At 44.6% G+C, this 11,762-nt stretch carries 13 protein-coding genes; 1 reads left to right on the top strand and 12 read right to left on the bottom strand.

Going from position 1 to position 11,762, the window contains the following annotated elements; genetic code table 11:
* Window positions 1–46: 46 nt before the first annotated feature.
* The 12 genes from atpG to BK582_RS27620 all read right to left on the bottom strand — a co-directional run bounded on the left by atpG (window position 47) and on the right by BK582_RS27620 (window position 11,165).
* On the bottom strand, window positions 47–925 hold the full coding sequence (atpG, locus tag BK582_RS06460; RefSeq protein ID WP_078593521.1) for an ATP synthase F1 subunit gamma: 879 nt from the start codon (window positions 923–925) through the stop codon (window positions 47–49).
* Between the two features lie 196 nt (window positions 926–1,121).
* The gene (atpA, locus tag BK582_RS06455; protein WP_078593520.1) at window positions 1,122–2,627 is read right to left on the bottom strand and encodes a F0F1 ATP synthase subunit alpha; all 1,506 of its coding nucleotides are present in this window, start codon (window positions 2,625–2,627) and stop codon (window positions 1,122–1,124) included.
* 18 nt (window positions 2,628–2,645) lie between these two features.
* Window positions 2,646–3,194: a F0F1 ATP synthase subunit delta gene (locus tag BK582_RS06450; protein WP_078593519.1), complete on the bottom strand. Its 549-nt coding sequence runs from the start codon at window positions 3,192–3,194 to the stop codon at window positions 2,646–2,648.
* Window positions 3,191–3,706: a F0F1 ATP synthase subunit B gene (gene atpF / locus BK582_RS06445; RefSeq protein WP_078597828.1), complete on the bottom strand. Its 516-nt coding sequence runs from the start codon at window positions 3,704–3,706 to the stop codon at window positions 3,191–3,193. The genes BK582_RS06450 and atpF overlap by 4 nt, the downstream gene beginning before the upstream one ends.
* Before the next feature lie 196 nt (window positions 3,707–3,902).
* Window positions 3,903–4,124: a F0F1 ATP synthase subunit C gene (gene atpE, locus BK582_RS06440; RefSeq protein WP_078593518.1), complete on the bottom strand. Its 222-nt coding sequence runs from the start codon at window positions 4,122–4,124 to the stop codon at window positions 3,903–3,905.
* An 89-nt stretch (window positions 4,125–4,213) separates the two neighbouring features.
* The gene (gene atpB, locus BK582_RS06435) at window positions 4,214–4,939 is read right to left on the bottom strand and encodes a F0F1 ATP synthase subunit A (protein ID WP_078593517.1); all 726 of its coding nucleotides are present in this window, start codon (window positions 4,937–4,939) and stop codon (window positions 4,214–4,216) included.
* A gap of 75 nt (window positions 4,940–5,014) precedes the next feature.
* Window positions 5,015–5,401 (bottom strand): ATP synthase subunit I, encoded by a 387-nt coding sequence (locus tag BK582_RS06430; RefSeq protein WP_078593516.1) that lies wholly within the window; start codon window positions 5,399–5,401, stop codon window positions 5,015–5,017.
* Entirely contained in the window at window positions 5,398–5,619 is a 222-nt protein-coding gene (locus BK582_RS06425) for an AtpZ/AtpI family protein (protein ID WP_088036773.1), read from the bottom strand. The genes BK582_RS06430 and BK582_RS06425 overlap by 4 nt, the downstream gene beginning before the upstream one ends.
* 418 nt (window positions 5,620–6,037) lie before the next feature.
* Window positions 6,038–8,344 (bottom strand): S8 family serine peptidase, encoded by a 2,307-nt coding sequence (locus BK582_RS28045; protein ID WP_078593514.1) that lies wholly within the window; start codon window positions 8,342–8,344, stop codon window positions 6,038–6,040.
* Between the two features lie 333 nt (window positions 8,345–8,677).
* Entirely contained in the window at window positions 8,678–9,832 is a 1,155-nt protein-coding gene (gene wecB, locus BK582_RS06415; RefSeq protein WP_078597826.1) for a non-hydrolyzing UDP-N-acetylglucosamine 2-epimerase, read from the bottom strand.
* Between the two features lie 521 nt (window positions 9,833–10,353).
* Window positions 10,354–10,983 carry a uracil phosphoribosyltransferase gene (gene upp, locus BK582_RS06410; RefSeq protein WP_078593513.1) on the bottom strand — a complete coding sequence of 210 codons (630 nt, stop codon included), beginning with the start codon at window positions 10,981–10,983 and terminating at the stop codon, window positions 10,354–10,356.
* A complete protein-coding gene (locus BK582_RS27620; protein WP_078593512.1) occupies window positions 10,950–11,165 on the bottom strand; it encodes a hypothetical protein in 216 nt (71 codons plus the stop codon). The genes upp and BK582_RS27620 overlap by 34 nt, the downstream gene beginning before the upstream one ends.
* 267 nt (window positions 11,166–11,432) lie before the next feature.
* Here BK582_RS27620 and BK582_RS06400 point away from each other — a divergent pair, with 267 nt between their 5' ends.
* Window positions 11,433–11,711 (top strand): hypothetical protein, encoded by a 279-nt coding sequence (locus BK582_RS06400; protein WP_078593511.1) that lies wholly within the window; start codon window positions 11,433–11,435, stop codon window positions 11,709–11,711.
* Window positions 11,712–11,762: the final 51 nt, after the last annotated feature.

Genomic DNA, 11,762 nt, shown 5'->3' with positions numbered 1-11,762 from the left:
TTCCCGGGGAATTCCTATAAAGTTCCCCATTATATGACAGAATTCACTATTCGAGGGCAGCTGCACCGCCGACGATTTCGTTGATTTCCTGTGTAATTGCCGCCTGACGTGCACGGTTGTACTTTAATGTCAGTTCGTCGATCATATCAGAAGCGTTATCTGTAGCAGATCTCATCGCTGTCATTCTTGCTCCGAATTCACTTGCTTTCGCATCCAGCAGTGAGCCGTATATTAAGCTTTCTGCATAGTGCGGAAGCATCCTTTCAAGAATAACGGCTGGATTCGGTTCATACAGATAGTCCAGAGTAGGGGTGCTGTCCCCTTCTTTGTCTTCCTTGAATCCGGTCAGTGGAAGAAGCTTTGTCTCTGTCACCTGCTGGCTGATTGCACTGACAAAGTGATTGTAGTGCACATAGATTTCATCAAAGATACCATCAGTAAACATATTTACTGTAGTGGAGGCGATATTTTTAATATCAGCATATTCAGGCTGATCCGGTAATCCGACAATTTCCTGATATATAGGCATGCCTCTCTTTTTGAAAAAATCACGCCCCATCCGGCCCATAACGATTAAACCGTACTCATCCTGGGAGGAATGGCGCTCCTCAATCAGCTTTAACGTCTGCCTGAGCAGCCCGCTGTTATAGGCACCTGCAAGCCCCCGATCGGAAGTAATTACAAGATATGCCGTTTTCTTAATTTCATCACGTGCTTCAAGCATTGGATGAGAAGTGCCTTCCCCGCCGCCTGAGGCAATGCTGGAAACTACTTCTCTGATTTTCTCTGTGTAAGGCAGGAACGACTGGGCTTTGTTCTGGGCCCGGTTCAGCTTTGCTGCAGAAACCATTTCCATAGCTTTCGTGATCTGCTTCGTCTTTTTCGTCGAGGTGATCCTCGACTTAATATCTCTTAATGATGCCACCGTACTTCACCACCTTTACTAACGAACACACTTTTTTCTAAGGCTGGGTTAAGATTTCTGATTAATATCCTCTTCAAGGCGCGCGCACCTTCTGCCGAAATCATCATGGTATCTTAGTCAAGCCTTTATGAAGAGAGGCCGATCGCCGGGCAAGACAGCCGGCAATCTCATCTCTGGTCATTTATCGTGGTATTTATTATGCTGGGCTGAATGTTTTCTTGAACGCTTCAATAGCACCTTTAATATCCGCATCTTCCGGAAGAGTTCCAGTGTTCTTGATGTGGTCAAGAACTTCGCGGTTATTGTGCTCAAGGTAAGTAAACAGTTCAGACTCGAATCGACGTACATCCTCTACTTCGATGTCATCAAGAAGTCCTTTTGTAAGGGCATACAGGATAACAACCTGCTTTTCAACCGGCAGAGGCTGATGGAGACCCTGCTTAAGTACTTCAACAGTACGTGCACCACGGTTAAGTTTCGCCTGTGTTGCTTTATCAAGGTCAGAACCGAACTGTGCGAATGCTTCCAGCTCACGGTAAGACGCCAGGTCAAGACGCAGCGTACCAGCAACTTTTTTCATTGCTTTGATCTGTGCGGAACCACCTACACGGGATACGGAAAGACCAGCGTTAACGGCCGGGCGTACACCTGAGAAGAACAAGTCAGACTGCAGGAAGATCTGTCCGTCTGTGATGGAAATAACGTTTGTTGGAATATAAGCTGATACGTCACCAGCCTGAGTTTCAATAAACGGAAGGGCTGTTAAAGAACCTGCTCCCTTTGCATCACTTAGCTTAGCTGCTCTTTCAAGCAGACGGGAGTGAAGGTAGAAAACATCCCCTGGGTATGCTTCACGACCTGGAGGACGGCGTAGTAACAAGGAAAGTTCACGGTATGCAGACGCCTGTTTTGTAAGGTCGTCATAAATAACCAGTACATGCTTTCCGTCATACATGAATTCCTCACCCATTGTTACACCGGCGTAAGGAGCCAGATATAAAAGCGGTGCAGGCTGAGATGCACTTGCTGTAACAACGATTGTGTAATCCAGAGCACCGTGCTGGCGAAGCGTGTCAACTACACCTGCAACTGTGGATTCTTTCTGTCCGATTGCTACATAAATACAGATCATGTCCTGATCTTTCTGGTTAATGATTGTATCGATGGCAATTGCTGTTTTACCAGTCTGGCGGTCACCGATAATAAGCTCACGCTGTCCGCGCCCGATAGGAATCAGGGAGTCAATTGCTTTTACCCCTGTCTGTAATGGTTCGTGAACAGACTTACGATCCATAACTCCTGGTGCCGGGCTTTCGATTGGACGGGTTTTAGACGTTTCAATAGGTCCTTGTCCGTCTACTGGCTGTCCGAGAGAGTTAACAACACGTCCAAGAAGCTGCTCACCAACCGGAACCTCCATGATTCGTCCTGTACGGCGAACTTCGTCACCTTCACGGATTTCTGTATACGGACCTAAGATGATAATACCTACCGCATTTTCCTCAAGGTTCTGAGCCATACCCATTACTCCGTTGGAAAATTCCAACAGCTCACCAGCCATGACGTTTTCAAGGCCGTGTGCAACAGCGATTCCGTCACCAATCCGGATGACAGTACCGACATCATTTACTTCTATTTCAGATTGATATCCTTCAATCTGCTTCTTAATTAAAGAGCTGATTTCATCGGCTCTGATACTCATATCGTTCACCCCTATCTGCTAACGTTTCCCAAATATCATTCGCTGCTGGAAGCGCTCAAGCCTTTTCGCTACACTTCCATCATATACACGATCGCCGATTCGAACTTTCAAACCGCCGATAATTTCTTTGTCCACAACATTATTAATGAGCAGCTGCTGCTTACCGGATTTCCTGGTGAAAACTTCAGCTACAGCTGTTTCTTCATCCCCGGTGAGCGGCTTGGCACTGTATACAGTTGCTTCAGCTACCCCTTTTGCCTCATATGCTAAAGCTTTGAATTCTCCGGCTATGTCACCGAAAATATCCAGGCGGTTCTTATCAGCTAAGAGAAGAAGGAGATTAAGAGAAGAATCACTAACCTTTCCCGTGAAACTCTCAGTCAGCACTCTCTTCTTTTCTTCTGTACTGATTTTAGGGTGCCTGAACAGCTCTTCATATAAGTTTGTATCTTCTAAAACTTTTGCAATCACTTCAAGCTCTTCTGCTGTCTGATCCAGCACATTGCGCTCCTGCGCATACTCAAAAACAGCACTGGCATACCGGAAAGCTACTGGATGCTTTCTCATAGTTCTTCGCCCACTTCTTTAAGAGTTTCCTGGATAAGTTTTTCCTGTTCCTTCTCATCCATTTCTTTCTCAATAATTTTGGACGCTACAAGAACAGACAATGTGGACACCTGTTCACGAAGTGCATTGATAGCCTGCGTTTTTTCCTGATATATTTCAGCAAGAGCCGTTTCTTTAATACGCTCTGCTTCCTGTTTTGCACTTGCAAGAACTTCATCAGCTTGCTGGCTGCTCATCTTCCTGGAATTCTCGACGATTTCCTTTGCTTCACGGCGTGCTTCTTCAATAAGACGACGCTGTTCCGCAAGTTGTTTTTCAGTTTCTTCACGGTTTTTCTCCGCGGAAGATATTTGATCGGCGATATGTTTTTCCCGTTTTTCCATCATGCCCATAATTGGACCGAAGGCAAACTTTTTCAGAAGAAGTAGCAGGACGGCAAATGCTGCGAGCTGGTAGATCGCATCTAACCATGTGAATTCCTGAATCAATGGATTCGCCTCCTTATCATTCATCCTTACATAAGGAATGGCGAAGATAGACATACATACGTTCTCCGCCATTACAGCTTTTCACTTTTCCAGCTTGTATATAGTACAAACTGAGTGTACTCACTAACCTTGTCTTGTTTTTATCAGAGTGGCCATGTATTAATTTGCGCTGATTACTTTGATCAGGCGTATACGCTGGCCGGACTGTAAGTTAACCGAATTAAAGTTGTCCGTAAAGTAAGAACGCAACAACGATAGCGATGATTGGAAGTGCCTCAACAAGCGGAATACCAATGAACATTACTGTTTGCAGGTTACCTCTGATTTCTGGCTGACGAGTGATCCCCTGAAGTGTTGCACTAACTACCATAGCAACACCGAATGCTCCTCCGATTGCTGCTAAACCTGCTACGATTGCGACTGCAATAGCGACTGTACCCATTTAAAAAATCCTCCTTTAATTTCTCACAATAAATTTTTATTTGTAACGCTCTATTAGAGCATAATTACCAATTGGAAAGGTATGTTTTATTAATGGTCCGCACTTACTTTGTGTGCCATATAAACCATAGTTAACATACAGAAAATGAATGCCTGCAAGCTTCCGATAAATACTCCGAACGCCTGCCAGATAATCGTTGGAAGAAACGCGAATATTCCCCACATTAGAGAGGATGTACCAAGTGCAACAAGCATAAGCATGAGCACTTCCTTCGCGTACACGTTACCAAATAAACGCATTCCAAGAGTTAAAGTGTTGGCTAAGTCCTCAAGTACTTTAAACGGTGCAAGGAATGGTGCCGGACGGAAGTAATCTTTTCCGTACTCTTTCAGGCCGCGCATCTTAATACCATATACATGCGTTAAAACGATTACCATAATCGCAAGAGATATTGTCAGAATCGGATCGGATGTTGGAGATTTCCACCAGACGACGTGATCCTGTGTCGCAAGCTCAAACGGAATACCCGCCATGTTGGCGACAAATACGTACAGGATAATCGTAAGCCCGAGCATTACAAAGTGTTTCCCCTGCTTCCAGTCCATGTTGCTTGAGATGATGTTTTTAATAAACTGGACCAGATACTCCAGCGCGTTTTGCGCTCCTGTAGGGTACATACTGATTTTTCTGGCCATGAAAAAACAGACAAAAAACACAATTGCCATAGATACAGTAATCATCAGAATGTTCGAAAGATTGACTGCGAGGTTTTCATTGCCAAAAAGGTACACGATTGGAAAATAATGTGATTCCAAGTTATTTCACCTCTCTTTTGTATCGTAGTATCCCCGGGACGTTCAATGCTGAACAAACAAGCATACACCCAGTGATTACAAACGCTTAATGTGGAATAGTGGTTCAATTAATATCATGATATAGGTTATTAACAAACCTATGATCACACCTCTTACGTCGAACAGCATCGGGAATGTAACCGCAATGTACACTGCGGCAACCGCAAATGCTATCCGGGTAACTGTTCCGAATGAACAGCCGGTTTTCTTCAATCTTCCGGGTTCACCCTGCACAGCTGCTTCCCCAGTCCGTTTAACCTGGCTGTATGTACTGAGCATATTTAACAAACTGAAGAAAGCACCCAGTGCAAGTCCGTTAAAAAAAGTAGTTTGTCCGGTTAAAAAAGCGGCTAAAACAAACAGTACGATCAATATGCTTGTCCAGATACTGTGCCTTCTTGCAATAACAGCATAGTCGTTCATGATGAATCATCCTTTAAGAATCGGCGGACGGCATAATATATTCCTGTAACAGCAGCACCGATCCCGAGGAGCAACCCGCCGGCAAGGAATAACCCGCCAGTGCCAAAGTGGTTGTCCAGCCACCTTCCTGCAATAATTCCCATAAGGATAGAGCCAATGAAATAAGAGCTTATTGTGGTCATAATTGCGAGGGACCTGACAATTCTTTGGAAATCCATCTTAACCATCCTCGAAATTTGTCTGGAGGCTTTTCTTTGTCACTTTTTGTCTGTTTGCAAAAAATCAGAAAATATCCTTAGTAATCGTACAATAGGGGTGGGGCGGTGTCAATGATTTACCGGCATAAAAACGCCATTATTTGCGAATATTTGTCCTGAATTAAAAGCGCTTCCACTAAGATGTAAATACTGCTCTCTTTTCAGCACAATTATTATTATACATAAAAGTATAGAAAATGTCTTTCTTAAAAACGGTATAAATTAATGTTTGAAAATTCGCTTAATTAATCGAATATTGGCACAGGAATTAAGGCCTACTTTTTAAAAACTTTTAAGGTTTTCTTTATACTGAACGCTCCTCCAGGCAAACCAAAAGCCGGGTATTGCCTATGAAACCCTAAAAGAGGAAAAGGAGAGCCTACTCATGCTCTCCGTCCCCTGGCGCTCCTATATATATATCCCTCTCTATTGTGTCTTCGTGTCCCTGTTTTTCAGCATAAATTAATGCTTTATATATCCCTGGTTCAAGGCCGCTCACCTGGATCTCATGTTCGAACATTCCTCTCTCTATATCCTCCTGTGTATCGATATAGGTAAGGAACCGGAAAATATCAGGGTCATATACCGCTATGCCGAATTTGTCGACTCCGCCTGGAAAGTACACTTCATAATTGTAAGTATACGGCTCAGTCGTCTGTTCAAAGATGAACGCCATTAGTCTTGGGTAATCCGGCTCCTCCACAAAAAACATGTATGGAACCCGAATTTCCTCCTTACCGCTTTTCACCAGAATCGTATCATGATAAATCCCTTCGTTAAAAACAGCCGGGAATACATCCATCGTAAGCTGTACGGTCTTTTTTTCCCCGGGAGATAAATAAAGAGAGAAAGGTACCTTCCACTGAATCCCATCGGGTATTTCAAACGGAGGTTCTATCGTATACCTTTTTCTTTCCCCGGAGATATTTTCAATTGTAATATCCACTGTTTTTTCAAGGCGGCTGTCTGTCCGCTCCCACTTCCCAAAGGATACAGCACCTGGATAAACGAGGGTCTCCGCCTTAAGCGCCTCTGTCAGCTGGATTCTCCCTGTCCCCTGGATATGAGGCGGATATGGCTCTCCATCACTGTCGAAAAGGGGCTTAGCCGTGTTCATTAACGCCGCCTTTATTTGGTCAGGCGTCCAGTCAGGGTGCTTCTGTTTAAGAAGAGCAGCTGCACCTGCAACATGAGGAGCAGACATGCTTGTTCCATTCATTCCCAGATATCCTCTCGGTACCGTGCTGTCTATCGCAACACCAGGAGCAACTACATCCGGTTTTATATCCCATGTATGTGTCACCGGCCCTCTGGAGCTGAAAGGAGCAATCAAATCTTCTTCCTCCCGGTATACAGTACGCAGATGCGCCTCTTTTTTCCCAAGGCTCGCCTTCAGTTCTTCTCCGTCCTCCTTGGAAATGCTCACCACAGGGAGACCTACAGGTTCCTCAAGCATTCCGGCGAACTCTCCGTGCGTATGGTTGAATACTATCAGCCCCACAGCGCCTGCTTTTTTAGCCAGTTTAGCTTTATAAGTAAAGCTTATCTGCCCCCGTTCAGCAAGGACAATCTTCCCCTTTACATCCACGTTTTCATAATCCTCTTTTCTGCCCAGGCCAACAAACTGAAGAGGATAGTCTCTCTGCATTTTCCATTCTTCCGCTTTTTGCATCGGCTGTATGGATATTTCTTTATCTTTAAAAACGTCAATTGTAATGTAAGGTATGCGCATTGGCGGTGTGGAAGCCCCGACAGACAATGCTTTTGCGGAAGTTCCAGGGGATCCCACTGTCCATAGGTTCGGACCGCTGTTACCATTTGAAGTAACGGCAACGACACCCTTTTCCACCGCTTTATCTAAAGCTACACTCGTAGGCCAGTCTGGACCATTCACCATGTTTCCAAGGGAAAGGTTGAGGACGTCCGCCCCGTCTTCCACAGCTTTTTCAATTGCCGAAATCACTTGTTCAGTCGTCCCCATACCCGTAGGCCCGAGAGTCCGGTATGCGTATATTTCTGCTTCAGGGGCTACTCCCTGCAGCCTTCCATTTGCTGCAATAATCCCGGCTACATGTGTGCCATGAAGGGTCGGCATTCCCTGTCCTTGTTCCGTCTCCATCGGGTCCGCATCTTCATCGATAACATCATAGCCGCCCCGAAAATTATTTTTCAGATCAGGATGCCGGTAGTCTACTCCTGTATCTATTACAGCAACTCTAACTCCTTTTCCTGTCAGCTTCTGCCCTTCTTCATCGAGCATCTGCCTTACCTCGTCCCCGCCGATGAATGGTATGCTTTCATCAAGCGAAGGCTCATAATATGCGACTTCGTCAATACGGCTGATTCCTTCAATCTGCTTTACTTTAGAAATATCCTTCCGCTGCATTTTCAAAGAAAAACCATTATACAGAGTTGTAAATGTTTTACGGATTTCCACCTCAGGGACCAATTCCTGTACACGCTTTGCGATTTCCGATGGAGAAACCTCTGCCTGGATAATAAAAACCGCAGCTTCATCGTCCTTATCCGGCGGTTCAGGACGGTCGGGGAACATAACATCATTGTTTATGGCTTCAGTTCCACTGCCTGCTGCTGAAACGGACTGGATCTGTAATGGCAGTGCCGGAACAGACAGGCTGAATATGAGAATATAAACGAGTAGTAACGACAAACTATTTTTCCTCATTACTGATAAATCCCTCCCTCATCCGCAAGTTGACTGGCATGGTACAGCTGTGACTAACTGTGATACAGAGGAAATATTGTATACGGGCGGGCTGATGAAAAACGCGCTCATAATCGAACTATTTTTATCATTCCAAGCCTCAGTTATTTCATTCAGAAAGAGTTATGTGAAGGGGTTTGTAATGTGGAGCCGGCAGTTTTTTTATTGAGGAAGTGAGCGGCTGGTTTTGTGGATAAAATCAGGAATAAAGCAATAAAACCCTGAGGAAAGATGCTTCCTGCAGGGTTTTCGGAATGGGCTGTCGCCGGCTAACTCATTTGTTTTTGAAGCTATCTAACGTTTTATAACTTTGAAAGGCTGTGGCCGTTCTTCCTGTTTTTCAAAAAAGTACTTAATCGCCTCTGTAATACGTTCGGCTGCCTGCCCATCACCAAATGGATTAGGAGCCTCTTTCATAGAGATGTATGCATCCGAATCTGTCAGTAAAGTATTAATATAATCGTAGAGAGGCTCTTCATCTGTACCCGTAAGTTTCACTGTCCCGCCGTCAATTCCTTCCGGACGCTCCGTGGCATCACGAAGTACAAGCACAGGGACGTTCAGTGAACCTGCTTCCTCCTGAACCCCGCCTGAATCAGTTAAAATCAGGTCGGATTTCGCCGCAAGGTTATGGAAATCTTTCAGTCCGAAAGGTTCGGTTAATACAATGCGGGGATGATCCCCCAGTGTTTTTTCAGCTTGTTCCCTTAGTTCCTTTATTTTATGGACAGGGTATATCACTTTCACATCTTCATGCTCATCGGCAATCCGTGTTACTGCGCTGAAAATATTCTCCATCGGCTGGCCAAGGTTTTCTTCTCTGTGGGCAGTGAGTAAGATAACCCTTTTATTTTCTGTATCGTCAAGAAGTTCATGTTTATAATCCTCCGTCATTGTCCATTTAAGAGCATCAATTGCCGTATTTCCGGTGACAAAAATGCGTTCTTCTTTTTTTCCTTCACCGACAAGGTTCAGCATTGCATTGTCTGTTGGGGCAAAGTAGATATCACTTGCCGTACAGGTAAGCTGGCGATGCATCTCCGATGGAAAAGAAGAGAATTTATCCCACGTACGGAGACCCGCTTCTACAAGGCCTGTTTTTTTTCGGCTATAATAAGCAGCCAATCCTGCAGCAACAGAGGTAGGAGTGTTGCCGTGAAGAAGGACTAAATCCGGATCGTGTTTTTTAATTAATTCATTAAATTCCTTCAGGGAGTTTGCAAGGGCCTTTGCTGGTTCCCCTTCCTCAGGATCTGTATTTATCTGGTCGTCCGGGCCGAATCGGAAAACATCCATTACCTGGCCGAGTAATTCTTCCTGTTTTCCTGCAGTAACCACCACTGTTTCAAAGTCCTCACTCTGGTTTTTCATCTCCAAGACAACAGGACTCATTTTTACTGCTTCCTGTCTTGTTCCGATTACTATCATCACTCTAACTTGTTCAGGCACTTGTATCGCTCCTCTCTTTTCAGTCCCGTTTTCCGTCTCATTAAACTGCGGACCGGGGAAAGCACAGATATCCTGGCCGATATAAAATGAAATGAAAGGCCGTAATATATGTATTACCCGATAAAGAAAACTTGGCAAACCAAGCCTTTAAAGGCGGGGATTGCCTCATCTGCACTTATACTATATTCCTGAAAATTATATCTGGGCCAAGACTGCTCCCTTGCTGAAATTTTCTATTTTCTTATAGGTGAAATAAAAATGAGGAAAAGCATAGATGCTCTTCCTCATTTGTTCACAAAATCGTACGGGGTCTGGCCCCGTACCTATCAAGTTAAGTAAACTGGACAAAACATTCGTTCCCTCGCTCGAAACAACACCACCACTCAGGGAACGAATCGATTTCCGCTCCCGAATTAGCTGAAGCATAGCCCATAGAAAGCGGCTGCCCAGAGGGAAAGACCGCATTACGTAAGCAGGATTCGTTAACATGATGGCAAAGGTCTGGCCCCGTACAATTTTGTTTATTTTGTACCGAAAAGTCTGTCTCCTGCGTCTCCGAGACCAGGAACGATGTAGCCTTTTTCGTTAAGTTTTTCGTCCATTGCAGCAAGGTAAATGTCTACGTCAGGATGTGCTTTCTGCATTTCCTCCACACCTTCAGGAGCTGCCACAAGGCACATAAGTTTGATATTGCGCGCGCCTCTCTTTTTCACAGAGTGGATTGCTTCTACAGCAGAACCTCCTGTTGCAAGCATCGGGTCAATAACGATCAGTTCCCGCTCTTCCACATCTTTTGGCAGCTTTACATAGTACTCAACCGGCTGCAGTGTTTCCGGATCACGATATAAGCCAACATGTCCTACTTTCGCAGCCGGGATCAGCTTCAGAATCCCGTCTACCATACCAAGCCCCGCCCGTAAAATAGGCACAAGACCAAGTTTTTTCCCCGCAAGCGTCTTCGCTTTTGCAGGCCCCACAGGTGTTTCCACTTCAACTTCCTGTAATGGGAGCTCCCGTGTGATTTCAAACGCCATCAGGCTCGCTACTTCATCCACAAGCTCACGAAATTCCTTTGTTCCCGTTTCTTTATCCCGAATGTAAGTCAGCTTGTGTTGAATTAAGGGATGATCAAATACATAAACTTTACCCATGATCCCGCTCCTTTGTGTATAAAATTTAGCTCTGCTATGCCCGGAAGCTTTCTTTGCACGATGACCTTCAGGCTTCCTGCCAGCTTTTGCGCATATACACGCAAAGCCACTTTATTAAGCTTTAACAAAGCTGCAAATAATAATAAATACCCGGCTAGAATAAAAAATATAAAAGCTCTCATTCAGCACTCTTTGAAATTCTACATAAAAAGACACGCCTGTTCAAGCAGAAGTGGCATTATTTTTAAAAATAGTTTCGTTAAGTGCGGGAAAGGGGTAGTTTTTCGGTTATTTACTTCCTTTTCACTGAAGATAACTTTAATAGCTGTTATGTGTCGCCCCCTTCCATGCTATACTCAGGGAAAAGAGTTTAAATAATATGTAAAAATATATTTGAAGTTAACTATCACAGGCTGGCATTATCCGGCAGCCGCTCCAGGAGTGACCTCATGTTCTTATATTTCTTAATATATATTGTACCTATTGTACTTGCTGTAGCTTGGTCCAGCCGCAATACAGAAAACCGAAAAGAAGAGGCTTTGCTTTTAAAACTAGCGGGCTACTATTTTTTAGGGACTTTTATTCTATGGTTCTGGATGATACCCCTGCCTGCCGGACTTGCCGCAGCGTTTTTCCTGTTCAGAAAAGCTGAAAACAAACGGGCGAAAAAGCAGGTAGCCATTACAGGATTCGCCGTAGCTCTGATCAGCCAGGTGTTTATTTTTTAATTATTTCTTGTGGGGTGACAGCCTGGCAGCTGTCGCCTCTTAAGGCAAGGA

Origin of the sequence: Evansella clarkii (assembly GCF_002019695.1) — a bacterium.
Taxonomy (GTDB): Bacteria; Bacillota; Bacilli; order Bacillales; family Salisediminibacteriaceae; genus Evansella; species Evansella clarkii.
The sequence above is the reverse complement of the archived record's forward strand: the minus strand, read 5'-3'. Positions and strand labels throughout refer to the sequence as shown.

What these genes read in the sequence shown, in the direction of transcription:
- atpA (WP_078593520.1), bottom strand. Translation starts at nt 2,627, where the DNA reads ATGAGTATCAGAGCCGATGAAATCAGCTCTTTAATTAAGAAGCAGATT.
- BK582_RS06450 (WP_078593519.1), bottom strand. Translation starts at nt 3,194, where the DNA reads ATGAGAAAGCATCCAGTAGCTTTCCGGTATGCCAGTGCTGTTTTTGAG.
- atpF (WP_078597828.1), bottom strand. Translation starts at nt 3,706, where the DNA reads ATGAATGATAAGGAGGCGAATCCATTGATTCAGGAATTCACATGGTTA.
- atpE (WP_078593518.1), bottom strand. Translation starts at nt 4,124, where the DNA reads ATGGGTACAGTCGCTATTGCAGTCGCAATCGTAGCAGGTTTAGCAGCA.
- BK582_RS06430 (WP_078593516.1), bottom strand. Translation starts at nt 5,401, where the DNA reads ATGAACGACTATGCTGTTATTGCAAGAAGGCACAGTATCTGGACAAGC.
- BK582_RS06425 (WP_088036773.1), bottom strand. Translation starts at nt 5,619, where the DNA reads ATGGATTTCCAAAGAATTGTCAGGTCCCTCGCAATTATGACCACAATA.
- BK582_RS28045 (WP_078593514.1), bottom strand. Translation starts at nt 8,344, where the DNA reads ATGAGGAAAAATAGTTTGTCGTTACTACTCGTTTATATTCTCATATTC.
- upp (WP_078593513.1), bottom strand. Translation starts at nt 10,983, where the DNA reads ATGGGTAAAGTTTATGTATTTGATCATCCCTTAATTCAACACAAGCTG.
- BK582_RS27620 (WP_078593512.1), bottom strand. Translation starts at nt 11,165, where the DNA reads ATGAGAGCTTTTATATTTTTTATTCTAGCCGGGTATTTATTATTATTT.
- BK582_RS06400 (WP_078593511.1), top strand. Translation starts at nt 11,433, where the DNA reads ATGTTCTTATATTTCTTAATATATATTGTACCTATTGTACTTGCTGTA.